This is a genomic window from Enterobacter cloacae complex sp. 677-3DZ2D5B (genome assembly GCF_004136695.1).
Classification (GTDB): domain Bacteria; phylum Pseudomonadota; class Gammaproteobacteria; order Enterobacterales; family Enterobacteriaceae; genus Enterobacter; species Enterobacter hormaechei_C.
On sequence record NZ_QFLS01000010.1, the window covers coordinates 50,579 to 77,192 of the forward strand.

Annotated in this window: 25 protein-coding genes; 18 read left to right on the forward strand and 7 right to left on the reverse strand. The window is 54.8% G+C overall.

Features of this window, described 5'->3' with window-relative positions; translation table 11 throughout:
* Positions 1 to 432 precede the first annotated feature (432 nt).
* Positions 433 to 3,207 carry an autotransporter outer membrane beta-barrel domain-containing protein gene (locus DD597_RS16150; RefSeq protein ID WP_129256402.1) on the forward strand — a complete coding sequence of 925 codons (2,775 nt, stop codon included), beginning with the start codon at positions 433 to 435 and terminating at the stop codon, positions 3,205 to 3,207.
* An 88-nt stretch (positions 3,208 to 3,295) separates the two neighbouring features.
* Positions 3,296 to 3,922, forward strand: a complete 627-nt coding sequence (locus DD597_RS16155) for a helix-turn-helix domain-containing protein (protein ID WP_129256403.1) — start codon at positions 3,296 to 3,298, stop codon at positions 3,920 to 3,922.
* 2 nt (positions 3,923 to 3,924) lie between these two features.
* Here the strand turns inward: DD597_RS16155 and ampH are convergent, their stop codons facing one another.
* Entirely contained in the window at positions 3,925 to 5,085 is a 1,161-nt protein-coding gene (gene ampH / locus DD597_RS16160) for a D-alanyl-D-alanine-carboxypeptidase/endopeptidase AmpH (protein ID WP_003859164.1), read from the reverse strand.
* A gap of 351 nt (positions 5,086 to 5,436) precedes the next feature.
* Between ampH and sbmA the strand changes: the two genes are divergently transcribed.
* Together sbmA and DD597_RS16170 are read left to right on the forward strand one after the other, a co-directional pair.
* Positions 5,437 to 6,657 (forward strand): peptide antibiotic transporter SbmA, encoded by a 1,221-nt coding sequence (gene sbmA, locus DD597_RS16165; RefSeq protein WP_003859162.1) that lies wholly within the window; start codon positions 5,437 to 5,439, stop codon positions 6,655 to 6,657.
* 12 nt (positions 6,658 to 6,669) lie between these two features.
* A complete protein-coding gene (locus tag DD597_RS16170) occupies positions 6,670 to 7,767 on the forward strand; it encodes a DUF1615 domain-containing protein (protein WP_003859160.1) in 1,098 nt (365 codons plus the stop codon).
* Here DD597_RS16170 and DD597_RS16175 read toward each other — a convergent pair whose 3' ends face one another.
* Positions 7,768 to 8,070 carry a DUF2755 family protein gene (locus DD597_RS16175; RefSeq protein ID WP_003859159.1) on the reverse strand — a complete coding sequence of 101 codons (303 nt, stop codon included), beginning with the start codon at positions 8,068 to 8,070 and terminating at the stop codon, positions 7,768 to 7,770.
* A 248-nt stretch (positions 8,071 to 8,318) separates the two neighbouring features.
* Here DD597_RS16175 and DD597_RS16180 point away from each other — a divergent pair, with 248 nt between their 5' ends.
* Positions 8,319 to 8,540 carry a DUF2754 domain-containing protein gene (locus DD597_RS16180; RefSeq protein ID WP_003859157.1) on the forward strand — a complete coding sequence of 74 codons (222 nt, stop codon included), beginning with the start codon at positions 8,319 to 8,321 and terminating at the stop codon, positions 8,538 to 8,540.
* A gap of 3 nt (positions 8,541 to 8,543) precedes the next feature.
* Here the strand turns inward: DD597_RS16180 and ddlA are convergent, their stop codons facing one another.
* Complete coding sequence (gene ddlA, locus DD597_RS16185; protein ID WP_003859156.1) at positions 8,544 to 9,641, reverse strand: D-alanine--D-alanine ligase; 1,098 nt, start codon at positions 9,639 to 9,641, stop codon at positions 8,544 to 8,546.
* Positions 9,642 to 9,745: 104 nt separating this feature from the next.
* Here ddlA and DD597_RS16190 point away from each other — a divergent pair, with 104 nt between their 5' ends.
* The 5 genes from DD597_RS16190 (at position 9,746) to adrA (ending at position 14,102) form a co-directional block, all read left to right on the forward strand.
* Entirely contained in the window at positions 9,746 to 10,429 is a 684-nt protein-coding gene (locus DD597_RS16190) for an extensin family protein (RefSeq protein ID WP_003859154.1), read from the forward strand.
* A 169-nt stretch (positions 10,430 to 10,598) separates the two neighbouring features.
* Positions 10,599 to 11,813, forward strand: coding sequence for a multidrug efflux MFS transporter (locus DD597_RS16195; RefSeq protein WP_015571317.1), 1,215 nt, complete (start codon positions 10,599 to 10,601; stop codon positions 11,811 to 11,813).
* A 208-nt stretch (positions 11,814 to 12,021) separates the two neighbouring features.
* On the forward strand, positions 12,022 to 12,282 hold the full coding sequence (gene iraP, locus DD597_RS16200) for an anti-adapter protein IraP (protein ID WP_129256404.1): 261 nt from the start codon (positions 12,022 to 12,024) through the stop codon (positions 12,280 to 12,282).
* A 293-nt stretch (positions 12,283 to 12,575) separates the two neighbouring features.
* A complete protein-coding gene (gene psiF, locus DD597_RS16205; protein WP_022650447.1) occupies positions 12,576 to 12,896 on the forward strand; it encodes a phosphate starvation-inducible protein PsiF in 321 nt (106 codons plus the stop codon).
* A gap of 102 nt (positions 12,897 to 12,998) precedes the next feature.
* The gene (adrA, locus tag DD597_RS16210; protein ID WP_023324219.1) at positions 12,999 to 14,102 is read left to right on the forward strand and encodes a diguanylate cyclase AdrA; all 1,104 of its coding nucleotides are present in this window, start codon (positions 12,999 to 13,001) and stop codon (positions 14,100 to 14,102) included.
* Between the two features lie 16 nt (positions 14,103 to 14,118).
* On the opposite strand, the gene proC is transcribed toward adrA, so the two are convergent.
* Complete coding sequence (gene proC / locus DD597_RS16215; RefSeq protein ID WP_022650449.1) at positions 14,119 to 14,928, reverse strand: pyrroline-5-carboxylate reductase; 810 nt, start codon at positions 14,926 to 14,928, stop codon at positions 14,119 to 14,121.
* A 97-nt stretch (positions 14,929 to 15,025) separates the two neighbouring features.
* On the opposite strand from proC, the gene DD597_RS16220 reads away from it, so the two are divergent.
* From DD597_RS16220 to ppnP, 5 genes are all read left to right on the forward strand, one after another.
* Entirely contained in the window at positions 15,026 to 15,484 is a 459-nt protein-coding gene (locus DD597_RS16220; RefSeq protein ID WP_003859141.1) for a YaiI/YqxD family protein, read from the forward strand.
* A gap of 144 nt (positions 15,485 to 15,628) precedes the next feature.
* On the forward strand, positions 15,629 to 16,153 hold the full coding sequence (gene aroL / locus DD597_RS16225; RefSeq protein WP_023315502.1) for a shikimate kinase AroL: 525 nt from the start codon (positions 15,629 to 15,631) through the stop codon (positions 16,151 to 16,153).
* A 44-nt stretch (positions 16,154 to 16,197) separates the two neighbouring features.
* Positions 16,198 to 16,389 carry a protein YaiA gene (gene yaiA, locus DD597_RS16230; protein ID WP_003859135.1) on the forward strand — a complete coding sequence of 64 codons (192 nt, stop codon included), beginning with the start codon at positions 16,198 to 16,200 and terminating at the stop codon, positions 16,387 to 16,389.
* A 236-nt stretch (positions 16,390 to 16,625) separates the two neighbouring features.
* Positions 16,626 to 17,303, forward strand: coding sequence for an AroM family protein (locus DD597_RS16235; protein WP_003859133.1), 678 nt, complete (start codon positions 16,626 to 16,628; stop codon positions 17,301 to 17,303).
* Positions 17,304 to 17,374: 71 nt separating this feature from the next.
* On the forward strand, positions 17,375 to 17,662 hold the full coding sequence (ppnP, locus tag DD597_RS16240; protein ID WP_003859131.1) for a pyrimidine/purine nucleoside phosphorylase: 288 nt from the start codon (positions 17,375 to 17,377) through the stop codon (positions 17,660 to 17,662).
* A 47-nt stretch (positions 17,663 to 17,709) separates the two neighbouring features.
* Here the strand turns inward: ppnP and rdgC are convergent, their stop codons facing one another.
* A complete protein-coding gene (gene rdgC / locus DD597_RS16245; protein WP_003859129.1) occupies positions 17,710 to 18,624 on the reverse strand; it encodes a recombination-associated protein RdgC in 915 nt (304 codons plus the stop codon).
* A gap of 123 nt (positions 18,625 to 18,747) precedes the next feature.
* Between rdgC and mak the strand changes: the two genes are divergently transcribed.
* Positions 18,748 to 19,653 (forward strand): fructokinase, encoded by a 906-nt coding sequence (gene mak / locus DD597_RS16250; RefSeq protein WP_104468595.1) that lies wholly within the window; start codon positions 18,748 to 18,750, stop codon positions 19,651 to 19,653.
* Positions 19,654 to 19,750: 97 nt separating this feature from the next.
* Here the strand turns inward: mak and sbcC are convergent, their stop codons facing one another.
* Both sbcC and sbcD read right to left on the reverse strand, forming a co-directional pair.
* Positions 19,751 to 22,882 carry an exonuclease subunit SbcC gene (gene sbcC / locus DD597_RS16255; RefSeq protein ID WP_129256405.1) on the reverse strand — a complete coding sequence of 1,044 codons (3,132 nt, stop codon included), beginning with the start codon at positions 22,880 to 22,882 and terminating at the stop codon, positions 19,751 to 19,753.
* On the reverse strand, positions 22,879 to 24,084 hold the full coding sequence (gene sbcD, locus DD597_RS16260) for an exonuclease subunit SbcD (protein WP_129256406.1): 1,206 nt from the start codon (positions 24,082 to 24,084) through the stop codon (positions 22,879 to 22,881). Before sbcD ends, sbcC begins: the two co-directional genes overlap by 4 nt.
* A gap of 187 nt (positions 24,085 to 24,271) precedes the next feature.
* Here sbcD and phoB point away from each other — a divergent pair, with 187 nt between their 5' ends.
* Complete coding sequence (gene phoB / locus DD597_RS16265; protein WP_003859122.1) at positions 24,272 to 24,961, forward strand: phosphate response regulator transcription factor PhoB; 690 nt, start codon at positions 24,272 to 24,274, stop codon at positions 24,959 to 24,961.
* Between the two features lie 21 nt (positions 24,962 to 24,982).
* Entirely contained in the window at positions 24,983 to 26,278 is a 1,296-nt protein-coding gene (gene phoR, locus DD597_RS16270; protein ID WP_023315505.1) for a phosphate regulon sensor histidine kinase PhoR, read from the forward strand.
* Positions 26,279 to 26,614 lie beyond the last annotated feature (336 nt).

Consider the following 26,614-nt stretch of genomic DNA (forward strand, 5'->3'; position numbering starts at 1 on the left):
AACAAAGAGGTATAGTGTACCTGAAAGCAGGGAGCGGTGTTTTACTAAAGTTGTCTTTTAGATTTTCGAAATCGACTAATATACGCTGCATGTATTTAGTCTATATTATAAATCTTATTCTGATGTTCAGCGTGGCGTGTAATATTGGTGAGGCTTCTATATTGGTTTGGGATTATAAATATAAATGATTAATTGCTTTTTATTATATGTGTCGAAGCAACTAAAGTAGTTTGCAATCAGTTGAATTTATAATATTTATTCATAATGATTGATATTGCCGTGGGTTTATAAGCTTATTTGTCTGAATACGGACTTAATGGAATCATTCATTGAACCTTTTCGAAGTGAAACTGCATAATTCCTTCCGCAATTTAATGTTGCTAAATGATTTGATGGACAAACTTGCTTACGTCCCTGAGGAGGGATGACCCAATGCAAACATGGAAAAAGAAACTGGTTGTATCACAACTTGCATTAGCCTGCACACTGGCTATCGCTTCTCAGGCCAATGCGAAAGATATATCCGGCACGACATATAATACTTTTGGATATGACAATACTGCGTCCACGCCCTGGTATTATGGTTATGCTGACTGGAATTATTCAGATGCCACACATGATGGTGACATTTATCCGGTCGTCAATAAATCAACCGTAAACGGAGTTATTTCGACATACTATCTGGATGATGGTGTCAATGGCCGTGCGAACGCGTTGAGTATTTCTAACAGCACCATTAATGGCATGATCACCTCAGAGTGTATGACCACGACGTGTGCAGATGGCGTAGATACTGACGGCACCGCTCATACCCAGTATGATCGTTTTAGCCTGACCGTTGATAACTCCACCATCAACGATACCTACGAGCATTACGCGTATGATGTCGTCAATGGCGAAACCACTGAAACGCATTATCTGGACACCTATGATCTGGGTAACGCCATCACGCTGGACGTCGAATCTGATATCGTTATTCAGAACAATTCCCACGTTGCGGGTATCACGCTGACGCAGGGTTACCAGGATCTGGATAACACGCCATACGACGGTGTTGAAGGCGTTGCTAACAGCAGCAATGTCTTTACCGATACGCTGGTGGTGAAAGACTCTGTGCTGACCTCCGGTGCGTACAGCGATCTGGGTACCAGCGGCTTCTACGGTCAAACGGCGAAGCCGAGCGACTACGGTGAAACCAACGCCACGGCTGCGGATGATGCGGCGCTGATCGTTGTGGCTGGCGCGTCTGATAACGCTATGCAGACCACCGCTACCTTCGATCACTCTACCATTACCGGCGACATCCTTTTCTCCAGCACCTTTGATCACAACTTCTACGAGAATGGCGATCCGGCAACGGATACCACCGATGACGGCATCTATAACCCAACTACCAACGGCTGGGATGATACCGACAAGCTGGATGTCACGCTGACCAACGGCAGTAAATGGGTGGGTGCCGCGCAGTCCAGCGTTGAGGCCATCGGCACGGCGCAGATGTATGGTGAAGGCTACAGCAATGTAGACTGGCATGCACTTTCTCCAAACAGCATCTGGCCTGATTCTACCTTTGATAGCAACGGTCACGTTGCAGGTGAAGAGGTTTATCAGAGCGGCCTGTTCAACGTGGCGCTGGATAACGGTTCCGAGTGGGATACCCGTAAGATCTCCAACATCGACGCGCTGACGGTGAACAACCAGTCTCAGGTCAATGTTGAAAACTCCGGCCTGCTGGCGGATTCCATCACCCTGACCAATGCGTCTAGCCTGAACATCGGCGACAACGGCGCGGTAGCAACCGATAGCCTGTATCTGGATAGCTACAGCCGTGCGGCACTGACTGAAGAGACAGCTGAGCTGTATGCCAACACCATTACCGTGGACAACGGTGCAGAGCTGGCGCTGGGTCTGGGTCAGGTTGATACGCACAATATGGTGCTGACCGATGGCGGTGTACTCAACGTTGCCAGCCGCGATTATGTGCTGAACAGCGACCTGAACAACGCACGGTATATCACCAACGATCGCAATAAAGCGGACTACGACTATGGTGTTGTCGCGCTGAACTCTGACGGTCATCTGGCGGTGAACGGTGACGTTGCCGGTAACTATAAAGTGCGCATCGACGATGCGACCGGCGCAGGCTCCGTAGCTGACTACAAAAACAAAGAGATCATTCGCGTCTATGACAATAACGCGGATACCGCTGCCAGCTTTACTGCGGCAAATAAAGCTGATTTAGGTGCATACACCTATCAGGCGCAGCAGAAGGGCGACACCGTTGTTCTCCAGCAGGAAGAGCTGACTGACTACGCCAACATGGCGCTGAGCATTCCTTCTGCCAATACCAACATCTGGAATCTGCAACAGGATACCGTGGGTACCCGTCTGACCAACAGCCGTCATGGCCTGGCAGATAACGGCGGCGCATGGGTGAGCTATTTCGGCGGCAACTTTGACGCGGATAATGGCACCGTTAGCTACGATCAGGACGTAAGCGGCATTATGGTAGGTCTGGACACTCAGATCGACGGTAATAATGCGAAGTGGATTGTCGGTGGTGCGGCTGGTTTCGCGAAAGGTGATATCAGCGATCGTACGGGTCAGGTCGATCAGGACAGCCAGACTGCGATGATCTACGCGTCGGCGAAGTTCATGAACGATATCTTCCTCGACAGCTCACTGAGTTACACCCGCTTCAACAACGACCTCTCTGCCACCATGAGCAATGGTCAGTATGTTGACGGTAATACCACGACTGACGCCGTTGGTTTCGGGATGAAACTGGGCTATGACTGGAAACCAAACCTGTCTGGCTACGTCACGCCTTACGCGGCGATCTCTGGCCTGTTCCAGTCCGGTGATGACTACCAGTTAAGCAACGACATGCGTATCGATGGTCAGTCTTACGACAGTATGCGTTATGAAGTCGGCGTGGATGCAGGTTATACCTTCAACTACGGCGGCGAGCAGGCATTAACGCCTTACTTCAAACTGGCTTACGTGTATGACGATGCTGACAACAATGCTGATATCAACAACGACAGCATTGATAACGGCGTAGAAGGCTCTGCGGTTCGCGTGGGACTGGGTACTCAGTTCAGCTTCACGAAAAACTTCAGTGCTTACACTGATGCGACTTATCTGGGCGGCGGCGACGTTGACCAGAACTGGGGAGCAAACCTGGGTGTGAAATATACCTGGTAAGAAAAAAACGCGGGGGATTTTGCCCCCGCTTTTTTATGTGCTTTAAAAATAATAAAGAACCGACAGATACAGATGACTTGAGGTATGCATGAACGTTAATGCGAAACCACTTTCTGAATTAAGCCGGCTCATTAAGTGTCTGGAAATCGCCGGTACCCCATTTAAGACCGAACCACAACAATTAATAACTACCGGCAATAATGATGATGAACCATTGACCGTTCTCATACAATCCGGTCTGACTGCCGTCCACCGTAAATCAGACGAATTACTTATGGGTATTGCGCGGGCACCGTATATCCACGGTTTAAGCGCATGGATAAATGACAACTATCTTGAATATTCTCTGATTGCACAAACACCTTGTACCGGATTTTATTTGCCTGCCTCTACTGCATGCGAACTTATTCAAGAAGCGCATGTTTGGCAAGAAGCTTTCTGCTGGCTGTCATGGCTAAACCATTTACTGGGAAAACGTGATATACAGCTGATTGGAAATAATTCCTATAGCCAAATTCGGGCGATGCTGTTGAATATGGCCGAGTGGGATGATGCGCTACGTTCAAAAATTGGTGTTATGAATCATATTCAGCGTAGCACGCGTATTTCTCGTTCGGTCGTTGCGGAGGTTCTGGCGGCGCTGCGTCAGGGGAACTACATCAATATGAGCCGGGGCAAACTGGTCAGTATCAACCGTTTGCCCACGGACTATTGAGATCAGTTAGAGGCCGTAAGCACCTGCGCTTTATTGGCGCTCAGCTCGGCCACCAGATTATTTACGCCATCACTCATATTCACGAAGCGTGTATTTGGCGACCGGGTGACCACCACAAAAGCACCTACGTTTGATTGCGGAATCATCGCCATATAGGTGATGAATCCGCCACCTCCACCGGTTTTTTGAATAATCCCCGGTCGGCCATCTTTTGGCGCCATATACACCCAGCCCATGCCGAGGGCATCGGCTTTACCGGGTACATCCATGCCAATGACGCGACGTAACTGAGCACGCTGGTAGATGAGCGTCTGCATGCGGTCGGCCTGATTGCTGCGCGCGTAAAAATCCGATGAGAGGAACTGTTGCATCCAGCGCATCATGTCGCCAGGCGTAGAGTAAACTCCACCGCTGCCAATGGCGGCCAGCGTGTTATTGCACGGGCTGGCCCCTTTTTCCGCCACCATCAGACGCTTGCACTGGTCCGGGGAGGGGGTGTAAGTGGTATCTTTCATCCCGAGCGGACGCGTGATCTGCTCCTCAAACAGTTGAGGGTAGGGCTTACCCGAGGCCGTCGCTAAAGCGTCGGCCAGCAGATCAAACGCCAGGTTAGAATAGCCAGCCTGCGAGCCCGGGGCCGATTTCAGGGTTGCTGTGCTCAGGTAGTTCCAGCGTTGCTCACGGGTTGGCCAGACAAAGACAGGGCGATGCGCAGCGCCACCGGGCTGTTCTCGCGGCAGGGCGCTGGTATGGGTCGCCAGATTCACCAGTCTGATCGGCGTTCCCTGATATGTCGGAACGCGAGCGCCGGGCGGCGCATATTTGCTGAGCGGATCGTCGAGTTTCACCACGCCCTGATCGAGCAGTTTCACCAGCATTTCGCTGGTCATCAGCTTGGTTATCGACGCGACACGGATAACGGAATCCAGCTGCGGACGAACGTTATTTCCCGGTCGTGTTTCACCGAAGCTGCGAAATACCCGCTGGTTACCGTCGATCACGACCAGCGCCATTCCCGTCGCACCGCTGCCGTAATAAATAAGGTTCGCGTAGCGATCGGCGATGTCAGAGGCCAGAACCGGGGCCGTCAGAGGCTGTGCTGCCTGGGCGGTGGACAGGCTCACCGCACACAGCGCGGCGATAGAGAGCAGACAACGTTTCAACGAAAAGCATCCATCAAGTGAATAAGGAAAGTTACGGGTAGTTATACTACTAATCGGCGTCGGGCAATGGCCCGATTTGCATAACGATAGCGAGAAAAACGTAACCGTGGGTAAATTTGAATAATTTACTTGCAGCGTGGCTCCCATTTTGTGACATCGACCGTATGATAGACGCTACGATCGCTGTTGCGAATGAAACGCACCGAAACAATTCCTGAAAACGGGGAAGCGAACTAATAATTCACCCGCAGGTCTCACTTTTTTGCCTGAGCCGGGAGGCTGGTACAGGCAAGGTTTCGTGTGGCGATATGTTGAACGCAGCAACAGCCATAACAACAAGAAGGAAGCACAATGTTTAAGTCTTTTTTCCCAAAGCCGGGGCCCTTTTTCCTGTCGGCATTTATTTGGGCACTGCTGGCTGTCATTTTCTGGCAGGCCGGTGGCGGCGCGTGGCTGACCCGTCTTACGGGGGCAACGGGCGATATTCCCATTAGCGCAGCGCGCTTCTGGTCCATGAGCTATCTGCTTTTCTACGCTTATTACGTGCTCTGCGTAGGGCTTTTTGCCATGTTCTGGTTTGTCTATTCTCCTCACCGCTGGCAATACTGGTCGATTCTCGGCACGTCGTTAATCATCTTTGTCACCTGGTTCCTGGTTGAGGTGGGCGTAGCGGTCAACGCCTGGTATGCGCCGTTTTACGATCTGATCCAGACGGCGCTGAGTTCGCCGCATAAAGTGACCATTAACCAGTTCTACCATGAGGTGGGGATCTTCCTCGGCATCGCCCTCATCGCCGTGGTGATCGGCGTGATGAATAACTTTTTCGTCAGCCACTATGTGTTCCGCTGGCGTACCGCGATGAACGAACACTATATGGCGCACTGGCAGCACCTGCGACATATCGAAGGTGCCGCACAGCGTGTGCAGGAAGACACCATGCGTTTTGCCTCTACTCTGGAAGATATGGGCGTGAGCTTTATCAACGCCATCATGACGCTGATCGCCTTCCTGCCGGTGCTGGTGACGCTCTCGTCGCACGTTCCGGAGCTGCCGATTGTCGGCCATCTGCCCTACGGCCTGGTGATTGCCGCGATTGTCTGGTCGCTGATGGGAACGGGGCTGCTGGCGGTGGTAGGGATCAAGTTGCCGGGGCTGGAGTTTAAAAACCAGCGCGTGGAAGCGGCCTACCGTAAAGAGCTGGTGTATGGTGAAGACGATGCCAACCGTGCGTCACCGCCTACCGTGCGTGAGCTGTTTGGCGCCGTACGTCGTAACTACTTCCGCCTCTATTTCCATTACATGTATTTCAATATCGCGCGCATTCTTTATCTTCAGGTTGATAACGTTTTCGGGTTGTTCCTGCTGTTCCCGTCCATCGTTGCGGGTACGATTACGCTCGGTCTGATGACCCAAATCACCAACGTCTTTGGTCAGGTTCGCGGTTCGTTCCAGTATCTGATTAGCTCCTGGACTACGCTTGTGGAGCTGATGTCCATCTACAAACGTTTACGCAGTTTCGAGCGTGAGCTGGACGATAAGGACGTGCAGGAAGTCACCCATACATTAGGTTAAAAAGGAATTGCTATGCCATTTGCCGTACCACGTGCATTACCTCTGACGTTACTCGCCGCTTTCGTGCTGGCGGGCTGTGCCGAAAAAGGGGCTGCCCCGCTCAAAGAAGGGGAGAAGCCTGTGGATGTGGCGAGCGTGGTGCGGCAGAAGATGCCCGCCAGCGTGAAGGATCGCAGTGAGTGGGCTGATGCGCTGGCAACGACCTTCAAAAGCCAGAAGATCGCGCCTACCGAAGAGAATATCTGCTCGGTGCTCGCGGTGGCGCAGCAGGAATCGATGTATCAGTCAGATCCTGTTGTGCCTGGCCTGAACAAAATCGCCTGGAAAGAGATCGACCGCCGGGCCGAATCGATGCATATCCCGGTTTTCCTGGTACATACCGCCCTTAAAATCACCTCGCCAAACGGTAAAAGCTATAGCGAACGGCTGGATACGGTGAAAACCGAGAAGCAGCTTAGCGCCATTTTCGATGATTTCATCAATATGGTGCCGATGGGGCAGAAGCTGTTTGGATCGCTGAATCCGGTGCATACCGGCGGTCCGATGCAGGTGAGTATCGCATTTGCGGAAAAGCATACCGACGGCTATCCGTGGGATATCGATGGTACGGTGCGTCAGGAGGTCTTCTCCCTGCGCGGTGGGCTGTGGTTTGGGACGTATCACCTGCTGAATTATCCGGCCAACTACGATAAACCGCTGTATCGCTTTGCCGACTTTAATGCGGGCTGGTATGCCAGCCGAAATGCAGCCTTCCAGAATGCGGTAAGCCGCGCCAGCGGTGTGAAGCTCGCTTTGGATGGCGATCTCATTGCATACGGCAGCAGTGAGGCTGGGACCACCGAACGTGCGGTGCGAAAACTCTCGACGAAGCTGGAAATGAGCAACAGCGACATTCGCCGACAGCTGGAGAAGGGCGACAGCCTGGCGTTTGAGAAAACGGATCTCTATAAGCAGGTCTTTGCGCTGGCCGAGAAGAAAAGTGGAAAGGCATTACCCAGAGCCATTCTGCCAGGGATTCAACTGGAAAGCCCGAAGATCACGCGTAACCTGACGACCGCCTGGTTCGCGAAACGCGTGGACGATCGTCGGGCACGCTGTATGAGACTGTAATCAGTGGCGATTGCGCCAGCGCAGGACGAGGGCAATCACGCCCAGAACCATGCTGCCCGCGAGGAAGGGAATGAGTCCAAATACGGTGCTCACGCCTAAACCGATTTCAACGCGTGGGCGGCCTGTATCCTGCACCTGCATCAGATGCTCATACACGCCAGGAGCATGCACCAGCATATTCAGCAGTTGGGTTCCTGCCCAGAAACAAAACAGAACAAACAGGGCATAGGCAATATTCCCCGCCGTGGAGGTTTTTGGTTGTTTTCCGCCAAAAATCGGTTTCGACAATGTAAAGTCTGCCATAAGACCTCCCGAAAATATCACTCTGTTTTAATACGCGTCGTACAGGGTGAGTGTGACAGGTCATAGCATTTGTCAATATCAGAATCGTGGGAAATTCGGTTCAGGATTTCTCCTGGATTGTCGAATTCTGCATCACGTCACAAATTGATAACATAAGTGAAACTGCGCTGCTTTTCAGAATTTACGTATCCGCCACAGACGCCTTTATCAAACTGTGAGAGGATAGTTTTTTTTCTGCCGGAGTTGTCATGAAGCTCACTTCCAAACTACGCCGTGACTGGCATTACTACGCCTTTGCGATCGGGCTGATCTTTATTCTCAACGGTGTTGTCGGGCTGCTGGGATTTGAAGCGAAAGGCTGGCAAACCTATGCGGTTGGGCTGGTGACCTGGGTAATCAGTTTCTGGCTGGCGGGATTCATTATCCGCCGTCGCCCCGATGAGACGACGACGGCAGAGAAAACCGACTAACCGTTAGTTAACGGAGCTTTTCAGGGCGCTGTCAGCGGCGTGACGCTCCAGCGCCAGTTCAATCAGGCGGGTGATCAGTTCCGGATAGCTTATCCCGCTGGCCTGCCACAGTTTCGGGTACATGCTGATATTGGTAAAGCCCGGCAGGGTGTTGATTTCGTTAATCACCACCTCGTTATCCGGCGTCAGAAACACGTCGACGCGCGCCATCCCACAGCATCCCAGCGCCTGATAGGCTTCAACGGCGATCGCGCGGATCTTGTCGTTAACGTCAGGATCGAGCGCGGCGGGGACCACAACCTGGGCACCTTTGTCGTCAATATATTTGGTGTCGTAGGAATAGAAGTCGCTGTTCAGCACTACTTCACCGCAGGTACTCGCCTGCGGGAAGTCGTTGCCCAGTACGGCGCACTCAATTTCGCGTCCGTTAATTCCCTGCTCAACCACCACCTTATGGTCAAACTCAAAGGCCAGACGAACGGCTTCGTTAAACTGCGCTTCGCTGGTGACTTTGCTGACGCCAACGGACGAGCCCTGATTTGCTGGTTTCACAAATAGCGGCAGGCCGAGTTGCGCCTGGATCTGCGCGAAGCTATGTTTATCGCGGTTGGCACGAGTAAGCGTCACGAACGGCGCAATATTCAGACCGGCGTCGCGCAGGAGACGTTTTGTGACGTCTTTATCCATGCAGGCGGCAGAGCCCAGCACATCGGAACCGACAAACGGCAGGTTCGCCATCCGCAGCATGCCTTGCAGGGAGCCGTCTTCGCCCAGCGTGCCGTGAACGATAGGAAACACCACGTCAATCTGTGCCAGCGCCTGCGCGTTCCCGGCATCGATAAGCTGTCCCTGTACCACGCCTGGAACCGTTGCGACGCTGATATCAGAAGGATTAAGGGCGATGTGCGCCGGATCGTCAGCGTGTAACAGATACTGGCTGGCATCGTTAACATGCCACTGGCCCTGTTTATCTATGCCCAGCAGCACCACGTCAAAACGGCTTTTATCAATCGCATCAACGATATTTTTAGCCGATTGCAATGACACCTCGTGCTCTGCCGATTTTCCCCCAAAGACAATACCTACGCGCTGCTTTGCCATCTCACTCTCTTCCAGTCTGACGAAAAGCCAATAACATACCACGATGCCCGGCGGGTTTCGCGGCCTTCTGCCATAATGTTTTGAGGGATGCTGAAGGGGGGCGCGTGAAAGGAAAAGGTCTGTTTATTCTTATTGTTATTGCCGGGATCGTCACGGTGGGCTACCGCTGGTTGCCGTCGCAGTACAACCCTTTCGTGCCGCTTACGCTTGACGATCCGCCCGGAAAAATAACCCAGTTTAAACTTCGGCGTTTAACCCCCCAGGCGTGCGAAAGCCTGTTAACGCAGGCGAACCAACGTCGGCTTATCCGTACCCAGGCGGTCGCTGACAGCGCCGGGGAGTGTCCACTGAGTAACGTGGTGCGCGTACGTGATTTTGGCCCGGTCAGTCTGAACAGCAGCTTTCTTGCCAGTTGCCCGCTGGCGTTAAGTTCGGCGCTGTTTGTCAGCCAGCAGGCCCGGCCGCTCACCAAAACCTGGACGGGAAGCGAGCTTGCGCGTATTGAACATCTGGGCAGCTTTGCCTGCCGCAATATCTACAGCCGCCCGGATGCGCGGCGCAGCGAACATGCCACGGCGGATGCGCTGGATATCAGCGCTTTCAGGCTGGCAAACGGACAGCGTGTTACCGTTCTAAACGGCTGGAAAGCGGAAAAGACGCAGCCCTGGCTACAGGCGCTGCTCTCGGCAAGCTGTGGTTATTACGGTAACGGTCTGGGACCGGACTATAATGCCGCCCATGCCAACCATTTCCATCTGGGAATGCGCGGATATGGATTATGTCGATGAAGCATAATCTTCCGCCGAAATTTGGATAAATTGTGACTTATTTCACAAATATGATGACTGGGAAGATAAAACACCAAAGTCTGCAAGGCCGCATCTCTGGCGCTATGTCATTGCGCGTAACTTGCTAATCTGTCGGCGAATTCGCCTAAAAATGAAGACTATTTCTGTTATGGAATCCTGGAAAGTTAACCTCATTTCAGTCTGGTTCGGCTGCTTCTTCACCGGACTGGCTATCAGCCAGATATTGCCCTTCCTGCCGCTGTATGTGTCGCAGCTGGGGGTCACTTCCCATGAAGCGCTCTCCATGTGGTCCGGCCTGACGTTCAGCGTGACGTTTCTGGTCTCCGCCATTGTGTCGCCGATGTGGGGTAGCCTGGCAGATCGCAAGGGGCGCAAGTTGATGCTGCTCCGCGCCTCGCTGGGGATGGCGATAGCCATTTTGCTCCAGGCCTTCGCCACCAACGTCTGGCAGCTGTTTATTCTGCGGGCGATAATGGGGCTGACCTCTGGGTACATTCCGAATGCCATGGCGCTGGTGGCCTCACAGGTACCGCGTGAGCGAAGCGGCTGGGCGCTCAGCACGCTTTCCACCGCCCAGATCAGCGGGGTCATTGGCGGCCCGCTGCTCGGCGGCTTCCTGGCGGACCATGTCGGGCTGCGTGCGGTCTTTATCATTACTGCGATCCTGCTGACGATCAGCTTTCTGGTCACCCTTTTTCTGATTAAAGAGGGCGGGCGGCCTGTTGTCAGCAAATCCGAACGCCTGAGCGGAAAAGCGGTTTTCGCCTCGCTGCCTTATCCTGGCCTGATGATTAGCCTCTTTGTGACGACGATGGTGATCCAGCTTTGTAACGGCTCGGTGGGGCCGATTCTGGCGCTGTTTATCAAGTCGATGGCGCCGGACAGCAGCAACATTGCGTTTCTGAGCGGGATGATTGCCGCCGTGCCGGGCGTGTCGGCGCTGATGTCTGCTCCGCGCCTGGGGAAGCTGGGCGACAGGATCGGTACGGCACGTATTCTGATGGCAACGCTCATCATTGCGGTGATCCTTTTCTTTGCCATGTCATTCGTCACCACACCTCTTCAGTTGGGCATCCTGCGCTTCCTGCTTGGCTTCGCGGATGGCGCCATGCTGCCCGCTGTTCAGACGCTGCTGGTGAAATATTCCAGTGACCAGGTAACCGGCCGCATTTTTGGCTACAACCAGTCGTTCATGTATTTAGGCAACGTAGCGGGTCCGCTTATTGGCGCCTCGGTCTCGGCGATGGCGGGTTTCCGCTGGGTATTTGCCGCGACGGCGGTGGTGGTACTGCTGAATATTATTCAACTGGCCTTTGCCTTACGCCGTCGCAGGCGAATCGCTGAGGCAAAGTCGGCCCGGTAAACACGATAATATATTATTTATTCTTATGAACGCCGCATTTTTATATAACGAAATGCGGCGCCTTTCTTTTAGAAAAACGTTTCGCTTTCTCCACGAAATATCTTTTTTGGCAGCGATGTCACTTTTGCATAAGATAAAGCCAATCCATGCTTTTCATTATTCAGTGAGGGTGTTAATTTCAGGGGAAATCACATAAGGAAATAGCACCATGAAAAATCTCATTGCTGAGTTGTTGGTTAAGCTTGCCCAAAAGGAAGAAGAGTCGAAAGAGCTGGTTGCCCAGGTCGAGGCGCTGGAAATCGTTGTGACGGCGCTGCTGCGACAGATGGCAAAACCAGAGCAGGAGGCGTTGATCGACAACGTTGAAGACGCGCTGGAAAAAGCTCGCCCTGATTCACAGGTTCCCGCAGAGGATGCGGAGCTGCTTCAGCAATACGTAAAAAAGCTTTTGAGGCATCCTCGCAGTTAACCGGCCAGAGGTGAAATGACATGTCACAGAATTGTCATGCAGGATGCCTGGCGTCGCTCTGTTTTTATTTTTACACATTTTTCAGGGTAAATTAAATTGAGACAGAGCACAGTTTTCACCGCATAATTTCTGCTATTAATTACCGCCTCCCTGCCGGCGAAACCGGATAATGATCATTGTGCCGCTACAGGGCTGAAATAACCGCGGAGCCCGGCGAAAATCAGGTGCGCAGGGTGGTTTTTTTTCCGTAACGAACCAGACTTAACGTGGAACTTCACATAAAGGATGGTGCAATGAAAACAACAATACTGATTACCCTGCTCTCTGGCCTGTGTCTGATGGCATCAGCACATGCGGAAGAGAAAACGTTGACGCCCCAGCAGCAACGCATGACGACCTGTAACCAACAGGCGACATCGCAAAGCCTGAAAGGGGATGCCCGTAAAACGTACATGAGCGACTGCCTAAAAAATGGTGCGACAAAACCCGGTGAAAAAAGCCTGACCCCGCAGCAGCAAAAAATGCGCGAGTGCAATGCCCAGGCGACACAGCAGATGCTGAAAGGCGACGATCGCAGCAAGTTCATGAGCGCGTGCCTGAAAAAACAGGCGTAGTGCTAACGGGTGAGTCACGGCTGTGGCTCACCCAAAATTTCATACTTTCCCCGCTATCCCCCTCTCTATAATTTGGGAAAATGTTTCAGAATATTCCCAAAGATGATGAATGATGAGTTTTATGACAGTCACGAGAACATTCGGGAAGCGTGGCACCAGCAGCTTTCTCAGGATGATTCATACCGTTCCGGTCTGCGATTTGCCCGGCGAATACGGCTGGCACGCATCGTTGGTCTGGCGGCGCTATTTGTTCCGCTTGCCAGCGTTCTGGTGAGCCAGTTTCTTTCCGGCGTCTGGTGGTTATTGCTGGTGGGCTGGGTCTTTGTCTGGCCCCATCTGGCCTGGCAGCTGGCTTTTCGTTCGGCTGAACCCCACAGAAGTGAAATTGTTAATCTGAAAATCGATGCCATTCTTGCCGGTGTCTGGATGGGGCTAACAGGGTTCAATGCACTACCAACGGCGGCGCTGATCATGATGATCGGCATGAATATGATGGGATCGGGGGGATGTCGCTTATTTCTGACAGGACTGGCGCTGCTTGCCCTGTCTGCTCTGCTCACCGTGCAATCCACGGGTACTCCTGTGCTATTGACCTCTGAACCGCTGGCGTTGTGGCTGACGCTCCCCGTGCTGGTGGTCTACCCCATGCTGTTTGCATGGCTCAGCCACCGCACGGCGATCCGGCTGGCAGAGCATAAGCGTCGGCTTGAGCTGATGAGTACCCGCGACGGAATGACCGGCGTGTTCAATCGCCGTCACTGGGAAACGCTGCTGCGTTACGAATTTGAGGCCTGCCGTCGCAGCCATCGACAGGCGACGATACTGCTCATTGATATCGATCACTTCAAGACGATCAACGACACCTGGGGGCATGACGTGGGAGATGAAGCGATTGTTGCCATCACGCGCCAGCTTCAGCTGACTCTGCGCTCCGGCGATTATATTGGCCGCTTTGGTGGGGATGAGTTCGCGGTGATCATGTCCGGCACGCCTGCCGACAGCGCGATTGCAGCGATGTCGCGCGTCCATGAACGGCTGGTCAACATGCCGCTGCACGGAGCACCAACGGCGAGGTTGTGTATCAGCGTTGGGGTTGCCCCCTGGGGGGCGCAGTTCACCCACTATCGTGAATGGCTAAAGGCGGCGGACGTGGCCCTCTATAAAGCCAAAAATGCCGGACGGGGCCGTACCGAAGTGGCCGCCTGACGCCCGGCGTAGCGCATCAGGACTTACTGAGCTTCTCTGATTTTTCCATGCATTTTTCCATCGCCTCGATCACGGCGGAGCGGAATCCGCGATCTTCCAGCACGCGCACGGCTTCAATGGTTGTGCCCCCCGGCGAGCACACCATATCTTTCAATTCGCCCGGATGCTTACCCGTTTCCAGCACCATTTTGGCCGAGCCCATCACCGCCTGCGCTGCAAATTTGTAGGCCTGCGCGCGCGGCATTCCGCCCAATACGGCGGCATCGGCCATGGCTTCGATAAACATAAATACATACGCCGGGGCAGAGCCGCTCACGCCGACCACCGGGTGGATCATCGGTTCGGCAATCACTTCCGCTTCGCCGAAGCAGCGGAAGATATTCAGTACATCTGCCACGTCTTCAGATGTGACCAGCGCGTTCGGGGTAACGGAGGTCATACCGGCATTCACCAGCGACGGGGTGTTTGGCATGGCGCGAACAATCTTACGGTCGTGACCCAGCGCGCGGGCGAGCTGATCGAGGGTCACGCCTGCGGCAATCGACACCACCAGGGTCTCTTTGTTAAGGCTGGAGGTGATCTCGCTCAGGACTTTAATCATGATATTCGGCTTAACGGCGCCAAAGACAATATCCGCCACCTGAGCCACTTCCTGCGCGCTTTCGGCAGCGTTGACACCATACTCATCACGCAGCGCCGCGACTTTATCCGGGGATGGGGTATAGACCCAAATCTGCCCCGGCAGCACCTGCCCGCTGGCAATCAGTCCGCCGAGGATAGCTTTGCCCATGTTTCCGCAGCCGATAAACCCGATTTTCTTATCCATCACGTCTCTCCGTTATTATGCGTTGTTATCTCTCATTGATAGCTTAACAACGAAATGCAGGCGACAATAGTCGCCAGAATCATAATGGGGAGAGACGATGGCGATTTGGGTTGATGCGGATGCGTGTCCGAATGTGATTAAAGAGATTTTATTTCGTGCTGCCGAGCGCGTGCAGATGCCGCTAACGCTGGTCGCGAACCAGAATATCCGCGTGCCGCCCTCCAGATACATCCGATCTCTGCGCGTTCCGGCCGGGTTTGACGTGGCGGATAACGAGATAGTACGCCTGTGTGACGCAGGAGATCTGGTGATCACGGCGGATATCCCGCTGGCTGCCGACGTGCTGGCGAAGGGGGCCGCGGCGCTTAACCCGCGCGGCGAGCGCTACTCTCCGGCAACGATCCGGGAGAAGCTCACCATGCGTGATTTTATGGATACGCTGCGTTCCAGCGGCGTGCAAACCGGTGGGCCGGACAGCCTGTCGCAGCGCGATCGCCAGCAGTTTGCCGCCGAGCTGGATAAATGGCTGCTGGAAGTGAAGCGCCGCCCGGCGTAGCCCACCTCCGGGCGGTTTTGTGGTACAGTTTGGCTTCCACAGGCTTGTCATTCCGTACCGCTTTGCAGTAAAGTTAGCGCAACATCTACTGCAATCATTTCTTTACAGCCTTCAGTTATCCGGCAGCAAGGGGAACACCTGGTTATGAACCCACCCATCTTTTTAGTTGGCCCTCGCGGCTGTGGGAAAACCACCGTTGGTCTGGAGCTGGCGCGTTTGTGCCAGAGTCAGTTTGTCGATACTGACCACTGGCTTCAGGAGAATGCGGGTAAGACTATCGCCGATATCGTTGAAGATGAGGGTTGGGAGAGCTTTCGTGCGCGTGAAACGGCCACGCTGGAAGCGGTGACCGCGCCGTCAACCGTGATTGCGACCGGTGGGGGCATTATCCTGGCGTCGTATAACCGCCAGTTTATGCGCGAAAAGGGTGTCGTGATCTACCTCTGTGCCCCGGTCTCTACGCTGGTGGGGCGGCTGGAGGCGTTTCCGGAAGAGGGGCAGCGCCCGGCGCTGACCGCGAAACCGCTGAGTGAAGAGGTCAGCGAGGTCCTCGCCGAACGCGATGCACTGTACCGCGAGGCGGCACACCACGTTGTGGATGCGTCGGCGTCACCCGAAAAAGTTGCGATTCAGATTATTACCGCCCTGCGTTTGGCTTGCGCCAGCTAACAGCCGTCTATACTCATAGCTCAGACATAAAAAAAGGATGAGCTATGCCAACCAGACCTCCCTATCCACGTGAAGCCCGCATCGTTACCGTTGAAAAAGGTAATGGTGATCAAACCGTAACCTGGTACCAGCTGCGTGCCGATCACCCTAAACCTGATTCGCTGATCAGCGAACATGAAACCGAACAGGAAGCGCTGGATGCGAAACGGCGCTATGAGGATCCTGAGAAGTCCTGACAGGAATCCGAATTCGTTACAACCGTGCCTGAATCACACTTTTAACTTATCGCTGATGTTAAGCAGCAGTTAATATTTAGTTATTACAGGTGGATTCGGAAAGGCCAGTCGATCTTTACACTACGGTGTTGAGATCCCCTGCTACGCTTGGTGCTGTTTTGTTGAATAAATGAACAGTGCAGCGTAGTGAGCCTGCACCTGTGTGGCAGTTGTGGTAGTAACGGAAGGCGATCAAAATGAAGGCGACGTTGGCGATCCTCACGATTGGTGTGGTGCCTGTAAGCGAAGTATTACCGCTCTTAACCGAGCATGTCTCTGAACAACAAATTACGCATCTCAGTCTGTTAGGGAAGCTCAGTCGGGAAGAGGTCATGGAAGACTACGCGGTCGGAGAGGGGGAAGATCCCCTGGCAACGTTACTCAGTGACGGTAAACTGGCGCATGTGTCGCGCCAGAAAATCGAGCGCGCGCTACAGGGCGTGATCGAAGTGCTCGACAATCAGGACTATGACGTCATTTTGCTGATGAGCACGGCACCCGTTAAAGGACTCAGCGCGCGTAATGCCATTCTGCTCGAACCGATGCGGATTATCCCCCCGCTGGTGGCCTCTATTGTTGATGGTCATCAGGTTGGGGTCATCGTTCCCGTTGAGGAACTGCTGGATAACCAGACGGTGAAGTGGGCTGCGCTGGAGCACACCCCGCTGTACGCGCTGGCTAACCCGTTCTGGGACAGCGAAGCGAAGCTGATTGCGGCTGGGCAGGAATTGATCGACAGAGGGGCGGATGTCCTGATGCTCGACTGCCTGGGCTTCCATCAGCGGCATCGTGATTTATTGCAAAAGGCGCTGGATGTTCCGGTGCTGCTCTCTAACGTCCTGATGGCGCGTCTGGCGTCAGAATTACTGGTGTAATGATTTTGCGTGACAGGTCATGAGCATGGCCCCTATAGTGGATTTTTCTCTATAAATATAAGGGCCAGTTCATGCTTCAAAGTAACGAATACTTTTCCGGTAAAGTGAAATCCATTGGTTTTACCAGCAGCAGCACTGGCCGCGCCAGTGTCGGCGTAATGGCGGAAGGGGAATACACCTTTGGCACCGCAGAAGCGGAAGAGATGACGGTGGTCAGCGGCGCGCTGAACGTCCTGCTGCCGGGTGAAACGGAGTGGAAAGTATATAGTGCCGGGCAGGTCTTCAACGTGCCGGGCCACAGCGAGTTCCATTTACAGGTTGCAGAGCCAACCTCTTATCTGTGCCGCTATCTGAAATAAAAGCATGCCGGGTGGCGCATTCGCTTACCCGGCCTACGTTTTGCCTGTCAGCGCTGCGCTTCGCCGCCGAGACCTTCCACCAGGTTCTGAATCAGCGCCGCCAGCTCGCCGGTCATCAGGATAAAGTCTGCGTCAAAGCGCTGAGCATAATCTTCGCGGTCGATATCTTCGTTCTGATCGCGCAGTTCATCGCAGAATTTCAGGCGCTTCACGGAGCCGTCATCACACATCACAAACTGAATGCGCTGCTGCCAGTCGAGTGCCAGTTTGGTCACCACTTTGCCCGCTTCAATGTGCACGGCGATTTCGTCGCTCACCAGTTCCTGTTTCTTCGCGCGGATCACGCCGCCATCTTCCAGCAACGCTTTCAGCTCTGCTTCATCAAGGATCTGGAAGCCCTGCGCGGCAGTCCCGCTGCGCACCCACTCGGTCAGGGTCAGCTCAATCGGCGTTTCCAGCGCCAGCGGTACCACCGGTAATGAGCCAAGGCTCTTACGCAGCAGCGCCAGCGTATCTTCGGCTTTTTTGGCGCTGGCGCAGTCCACCATGATCAGCCCGTTAACGGTGTCGATCCACATCATGGTCTGGCTAAAGCGGCTAAACGCGCGCGGCAGCAGCGAGTGCAGCACTTCATCCTTCAGCGAATCTTTTTCGGTTTTTTTAAGCTTACGGCCCTGTTCAGCTTCCAGCTTGAAGATCTTCGCTTCGAGTGCCTGCTTAACCACGGGCGTCGGCAGGATCTTCTCTTCTTTGCGGGCGCAAACGATGATTTGCCCCGTGCTGCTGGCGTGGGTCAGCGCATCGCTTTGAGAACCCATTGGCGGAACCCAGCCGGTTTTTGCCATATCCTGGCTACCGCAAGGGGTAAAGGAGTAAGCGGCTAACTGTTTTTCCATCTCTTCTGCACGCAGCGAAACGTCGCGGCTGAGACGGTAAACCATCAAATTTTTGAACCACAGCATGATAATTTCCACGGCCTTGTCGTTAAATCAGCGGGCATGATAACGAATTGTCGCATCGCTTGCATTGCTAATCGGGAAGCGGGCTTCTACTCTGTTGATAATCAAAATAATGAGGAGTGTCTTGTGCGTATTGGGATTGATTTGGGCGGCACCAAAACAGAAGTCATCGCGTTGAGCGAGCAGGGGGAGCAACTGTTTCGCCACCGTCTGCCTACGCCGCGCGATGATTATCACCAGACCATAGAGACGATTGCCCGCCTGGTCGATATGGCAGAGCAGGCAACGGGCGAGACGGGCACAGTCGGGATGGGGATCCCTGGCTCCATTTCGCCGTATACCGGCGTGGTGAAAAACGCCAACTCCACCTGGCTCAACGGTCAGCCGTTTGATAAAGACTTAAGTCAACGCCTGAACCGGGAAGTGCGTCTGGCGAATGACGCAAACTGCCTGGCGGTGTCTGAGGCCGTGGATGGCGCAGCGGCTGGCGCGCAGACCGTATTTGCCGTAATTATCGGCACCGGCTGCGGGGCGGGCGTGGCCTTCGGAGGGCGCTCGCATATTGGCGGCAACGGCACCGCGGGCGAGTGGGGGCACAACCCGCTGCCGTGGATGGATGAAGATGAACTCAAATACCGCGCCGAAGTGCCGTGCTACTGTGGCAAGCAGGGCTGTATAGAGACCTTTATCTCCGGTACGGGGTTTGCCACCGATTATCATCGTCTGAGCGGCCAGCCGCTGAAAGGTAACGAGATTATGCGTCTGGTTGATGAGCAGGATCCGGTGGCTGAACTGGCGCTCAGCCGCTACGAAATGCGGCTGGCTAAGTCACTGGCGCATGTGATCAATATCCTCGATCCGGACGTGATTGTGCTGGGCGGCGGCATGAGCAACGTCGACCGACTTTACGCCACGGTGCCAACGCTGGTGAAACAGTGGGTATTTGGCGGCGAGTGCGAAACGCCGATCCGCAAAGCCGTCCACGGTGACTCCAGCGGCGTGCGAGGCGCGGCGTGGCTGTGGCCGGAATAAACGCAAAACGGCAACTTGCGTTGCCGTTTTTGATGTTTGTACCCTCTCCCACAGGGAGAGGGCCAGGGTGAGGGCATCAGACCGCACCGTCCCCCATTCAATTCACCGCAAACTCCCTGTCCAGCCTGCTATACCCCAGCCCGTTGATCTTCTTCACCTTGATCTGCACCGGAATACGCTCTTTCATCGCCTCAACGTGGCTGATCACGCCGATGGTTTTCCCGGTGGCGTTCAGTGCGTCGAGCGCATCCAGCGCGGTGTCCAGCGTTTCACTGTCGAGCGTGCCGAACCCTTCATCCAGGAACAGCGAATCAATGCGCGTTTTGTGACTGACCAGATCGGAAAGCGCTAAAGCCAGCGCCAGACTGACCAGGAAACTCTCCCCGCCGGAAAGGGTACGGGTATCGCGTATCGCATCGGCCTGCCAGGTATCGACCACTTCCAGCTCCAGCGCGTCGCTGGCTTTACGCTGAAGCAGATAGCGGCCATGCAGACGGTTGAGCTGCTGGTTGGCAAGCCACACCAGATTATCCAGCGTTAGCCCCTGGGCGAATTTACGGAATTTATCGCCGGTGCTGGAGCCTATCAGCGCATTGAGATAGCCCCAGTCGTCGGCCTGACGCGCCGCCTCCTCAATCTGCTGCATAAGCGCCTGCTGGTGCAGACGGTTATCGGCGTCCTGTTTGAGCTGCTGGCGGATCTCCCCCTGATGCGTGGTGTTGTCCCGAAGCTGTTGCGCCAGCTGATGTAACTGCGCCTGAAGCGTTGCGGCATCGGTTTCCAGCCCCTCGGGGCGCTGTGCCTGATGCGCCTGAAGCTGCTGGCTTGCCTGCACCGAAAGCGCCGTGGTCTGCTGGAGCTGGTTTTCCAGCGTCTGCTTTTGCTGTTCAAGCTGGCGGATCGACGCTTCATCCAGCAGGGCGGAGAGAAATGCCTCCCGATCGGCAAAGCAGCTCGCGGTCAGCGCGGCGTTGAACTGAGCCTGTGATTGCTGGAGCCGTTCACGCTCAAGCGTCTCCTGCTGCTGGAGGGTGGTGAGCTGGCTTTGCAGCGACACGCATTCGTCGTGGATGCCGCGCCACTTCTCAGGTATAACCGCGTCGGCTTCTGTATCATCGGTAACCGGCAGCGTCTCCAGGATTGGCATCAGGGCGTTAATACGTTCCTGAATCGTACCGTGCTGGGCCTGTTTTTCCTGCCACAGGGTATATTCAGCTTCGCGTGCGCTCAGCCAGGCGCTTTCGGCCCCTTCATCGGGCACGCTAAGCGACAGCGACTCTAGCGAGGCCGCCAGCGCCTGACGCGTCGCCGTCAGCTGCTGCTGGTACTGGCGCGCCTGATCTTCCTGTTCATTGAGCTGGTTTTGCTGCGTCAGACGCTGGCTAAGCTGATACAGCTGGCGTTCATACTGCTCCTGTTCGCTCATCCAGGGGGCAATATCATCCTGAATATTCAGCGCTATGTTCAGGGAGGCACAGACCTCCAGCCACTCTTTAGTGAGTGCTTGCTCTTCCTGAGAGAGAGCCTGTGCTTCCTCAGTCTCGCGCTGGATCTGTTGGGTCAGCGCATTCACCTGCCCGAGCACCAGCAATCCTTCCTCTTTTAGCGCGGCAACCTCTTTCTCCAGCGCGTCGCGGCGGCGCTGATTGTCAGTCAGTTCAAGCGCCTGATACTGCACAACTGCCGGGTGTTCGCGTGAACCGCAGAGCGGGCAAGGCTTACCCGCTTCCAGCTGAGCACGATAATTCTCAAGATCCTTGATTGTCGCCTCACGCTCACAGAGCGCTTTCAGGTCGGCATAGTGCTGATTTTTTTCTTTGAACTGCTGACGCCGCAGGATCAGCGTTTCATTGAGCTTACCCTGCTCAGCCTGCGCTTTCTGCACGCTTTCCGCATTCTGGCGCAGTCGTTTTTGCAGCGGCTGATAGCGAGCGTGAAGCGCAGTCAGACGCTGGCGGAGCGCCCGCGATTGTGCCTGTTGCTCCATTGCCGTCGCGAGATCCTCAGCCGTCAGCGTCAGCGTACTCTCCGGCAGCTCAGCCAGCTTCTGACGAAGCTCAGCCATGCGCGCTGCCTGGGCAACAAGCTGATTTTTATCGCGATTCAGCTGCGTAAAATGCGCCCGCCAGCCGGCAATTTCCTGTCCCCACTGACGGAAACGATCGTGTTCGGTTAGCCACTGCGTCAGCGCCGTGTGCTCTGTCTGCAACTGTTCACGGTTGCGCTGCGCACCGTTGCGGATACGCGCGCGCTGTGCCGCTCTGTCGAGTAAGCGAGTATTTACTTCGACAATTCGCTCTGCGGTTTGCGACAGGCGGGCGGTCTGCTCCTGCTGGTGCTCCCATAGCGGACGTAGCTGGGCGGCGGGTTGCGCCAGCTGGAGCTTCGCCAGTTGCGGCGCGGCGTCCGTCAGAGCCTGTTGCGCCTGCTGCTGCGAAGCGGCTGCGCGCTGCTGCTCACGTATCAGCTCGTCGTTACGCGTAAGCCACTGAAAATCTTTCTGTTGGCTCTGCTGCTGTGCCAGCAGGATTTTCTCTTCGTCAGTGAGCGCCTGCAAACTTTGCTGCAAGTGATGCTGCTGTTCCTCGCTCAACAGCACAACCCCTGCGGCCTGCGCTTCGCACATCTCCAGCGCGTTACGTGCCGCTTTGTGTTTTTCAAAAACCATGGCGGAAATCTGGCCGTAAATTTCCGTGCCGGTCAGTTCCTCCAGCAGCTCAGCGCGATCGCTCGGTTTAGCATTCAGGAAGGCGGCAAACTGCCCCTGCGAGAGCAACATCGAGCGGGTAAAGCGACCATAGTCCAGCCCGGTGAGTGCGGCGGTTTGTTCCAGCTTATCCGTGACTTTGTCGGCCAGAATTTTGCCGTCTTCGCAGCGGGCCAGCTCTACGCGCGGTGCCTGTAAGTTCCCGTCCGGCTGGTTGCGGGCGCGGTTCTGGCTCCAGAAAGCGCGATAAGCAACGCCTTTGACCTCAAATTCCACTTCCGCCAGGCATTCGGCGGTATCGCGCGTCATCAGGTCGTTTTGCGCCTGAGAGACCTTATTAAGACGCGGCGTTTCGTGGTACAGCGCCAGGCAGATGGCATCCAGCAGCGTGGTTTTACCCGCGCCGGTTGCGCCGGTGATGGCAAACAGCCCGTTGCTGGCGAACGGCTCCGCGGTGAAATCAATTTTCCACTCACCCTTTAGCGAATTCAGATTTTTCAGACGCAGGCTCAGAATTTTCATGCGTTTTCGTCCTCGTCATGGAGGGAGTGCAGGGTCTGGGCAAACAGCTCGTTAAGCCTGGTGCGTCTGGCCTCGTCCACCTCTTCATGCGCAAGCCGCCGCGCGAACACCTCTTCAACCCGAAGTTCGCTAAGCGTTTCACGCTGGGCGTTGAGCAGTATTTTCTCGCGCTGCTCGCGGCTGCGGCGTACCAGCAGTACTTCCACGGGAAGGTCTTCCGTCAGCGTCTGAATTTTACGCTGCATATCGTACAGGTAGTCGTCGGTGGTGATTTCGATATCGAGCCAGACGGGGGGATTAAGCGCTGCGCCGCGCCACTGCTCAAGCTGAGCGGTAATGGCGGCCAGATCGCCTTTCAGCACCGCCAGCGGCTGGGTGACCGGCACCTCGAGCGTCTCAACGGCGCTAAGTTTGCCTTCGGTGAAGCTCACCAGATGGACGGATTTGGCTTTGCCCGTTTCGTCAAAACTGAGCGAAATGGGCGAGCCGCTGTAGCGGATATGCTCGCAGCCGCCGACGATCTGGGCCCGGTGAATATGCCCGAGGGCAATGTAGTCGGCGGGGGGGAAGTTTTGCGCCGGAAACGCGTCCAGCGTACCGATATAGATCTCGCGCACCGCATCACTCTTACTGGCTCCGACGGTGGTGAGGTGTCCGGTGGCAATGATCGGAATGGCCTGATCGCCGCGCAGGGCGCAGGCTTCCGTATGCTGCTGGTGATAATAGCGGGTGATGGCCTGCAACAGATGCTGCTGTTTTTCGCTGCCGGACAGACCCGCCTGGCTTTGCACGATATCGCGCGGGCGTAAAAACGGGATTGGGCACAGCACCGCGCCCGGCGTGCCGTCGCGTTTTTTCAGGATCTGCGGCGCGTGCCCGGCGCTGGCCACCACGGTGGTATTGAGGAACGCCAGAATATCGCGGGATTCATTCAGCGTCGCCACCGAGTCATGATTTCCGGCGACAATCACCAGGTGACAACCGGTTTGCTGGAGGTTGACCACAAAACGGTTGTATAGCTCACGCGCATAGCTCGGCGGCGATCCGGTATCAAAAATGTCGCCCGCCACAATAATCGCGTCCACCTCGTGAGCCTGAGCCGCCTCCAGCAGCCAGTTCAGGAACGCTTCATGTTCCGCGGCGCGGCTTTTGCTGTAAAAATTTTGACCCAGGTGCCAGTCTGAGGTGTGAAGTATGCGCATAAAAGATCCGTGGCAATAATAAGAAAGCAGGATTATAAACTTTCGTGGAACGGAAAATAACCGCTGTAATAAAACAACAGTTTGCCATTTATAGTGGTAATGTTTTTCATAAATCTGTCATAAATCTGACGCATAATGACGCCGCATTACAGACTTGTAACTTAAATACGATAAGACAGGGCAAAGTATGGCGAGACGTATTCTGGTCGTAGAAGATGAAGCTCCGATCCGTGAAATGGTGTGCTTCGTGCTTGAACAAAATGGCTTCCAGCCGGTTGAAGCGGAAGATTATGACAGCGCGGTGAACCAGCTGAATGAACCCTGGCCCGATCTGATCCTGCTGGACTGGATGCTGCCTGGCGGTTCCGGATTACAGTTTATCAAGCATATCAAACGCGAGGCGATGACCCGTGATATCCCGGTGGTGATGCTGACGGCGCGCGGCGAGGAAGAGGATCGCGTGCGCGGTCTGGAAACCGGCGCGGACGATTACATCACCAAACCGTTCTCCCCGAAAGAGCTGGTGGCGCGTATCAAAGCCGTGATGCGCCGTATTTCACCGATGGCGGTGGAAGAGGTGATTGAGATGCAGGGGCTGAGCCTGGATCCTACCTCACACCGGGTCATGACCGGCGAAAATCCCCTCGATATGGGACCGACCGAATTTAAACTCCTGCACTTCTTTATGACACACCCGGAGCGCGTTTACAGCCGCGAACAGTTGCTGAATAACGTCTGGGGAACTAACGTCTATGTCGAAGACCGAACGGTTGACGTCCATATTCGCCGCCTGCGTAAAGCACTGGAACTGAGCGGCCACGATCGCATGGTACAGACGGTCCGCGGCACGGGTTATCGCTTCTCGACCCGTTTCTGAACAATGACAGGAGTGTGACGCGTGCTGGAACGTCTGTCATGGAAAAGGCTCGTCTTTGAACTGATCTTATGCTGTATTCCGGCCCTCATTCTGGGGGCTATCTTTGGCTATCTGCCGTGGTTTTTACTGGTGGCCGTGACGGGATTGCTCGTCTGGCATTTCTGGAATTTACTGCGTCTTTCCTGGTGGCTGTGGGTCGACAGAAGTATGACACCTCCGCCGGGAAGCGGGAGCTGGGAACCGCTACTCTACGGCCTGCACCAGATGCAGATGCGTAATAAAAAGCGCCGTCGTGAGCTGGGAAGCCTGATCAAACGCTTTCGTAGCGGTGCGGAGTCGCTGCCGGACGCGGTGATCCTGACGACGGAAGAAGGGACCATCTTCTGGTGCAATGGCCTCGCACAGCAGCTGTTGGGCCTGCGCTGGCCGGATGATAACGGTCAGAACATCCTCAACCTTCTGCGCTATCCCGAGTTCACGCTGTATCTGAAAAAGCGGGATTTTTCGCGCCCGCACAATCTGAAGCTCAATAACGGTCGCCATCTGGAGATCCGCGTGATGCCCTACAGCGATCGGCAGTGGCTGATGGTGGCGAGGGACGTTACCCAGATGCACCAGCTTGAGGGCGCGAGACGTAACTTCTTTGCCAACGTCAGCCACGAGCTGCGTACGCCGTTGACGGTGCTTCAGGGCTACCTGGAGATGATGCAGGAGCAAACGCTTGAGGGGGCGCCGCGTGAGAAAGCGCTGCATACCATGCGGGAGCAGACGTTCCGCATGGAAGGGCTGGTCAAACAGCTGCTTACGCTTTCAAAAATTGAGGCTGCCCCGTCGCTGGCGCTAAATGACATCATTGATGTGCCGATGATGTTGCGGGTGGTGGAGCGCGAAGCCCAAACGCTGAGTCATAATCAGCACACCCTGAGTTTTGACGTTGATAACACGCTGAAAGTGCTCGGCAGTGAAGATGAGCTGCGAAGCGCTATCTCAAACCTGGTCTATAACGCCGTGAATCACACCCCGAAAGGGACGCATATCGCGGTGCGCTGGCAGCATACCCCGGCGGGCGCTGAGTTTAGCGTCGAGGACAACGGGCCGGGGATTGGGCCTGAACACCTCCCGCGTCTCACTGAACGGTTCTACCGGGTGGATAAGGCGCGCTCGCGGCAGACCGGCGGAAGCGGACTGGGGCTGGCAATTGTGAAGCATGCCGTCAGCCACCACGAAAGCCGGCTCAATATCGAAAGCACCCTCGGTAAGGGCACGCGCTTTAGCTTCGTGATTCCGGAACGATTAATTGCCAAAAAAAGCGCCTGACAGCGTGTGTGTCAGGCTACCTTTCCACGGGCCAGCGATTGCTGGCCCGTTTGCTTTGCAGTCAAGCGAAACGCGGATGAATATTATACGGCTGGTGCTTTTTTGTTCGCATGATTAGCCATGAGTTTTTCTTATACATGGCATATTATGTTGGTCTGGATTTTCATGCTGGCATATTGTTCTGGTTTTACGATCCCTTCTTGCCTTTAAACGTTATAAGCGTTTAAATTGCCCCCCATATACTGTCAGACCGACTGTATTTGCGTGGTAAATCGAAAAACTATTCTTCGCCACGCCAGGACGGGAGCATATCCCGCTGAAATTGAGCAAATTTTC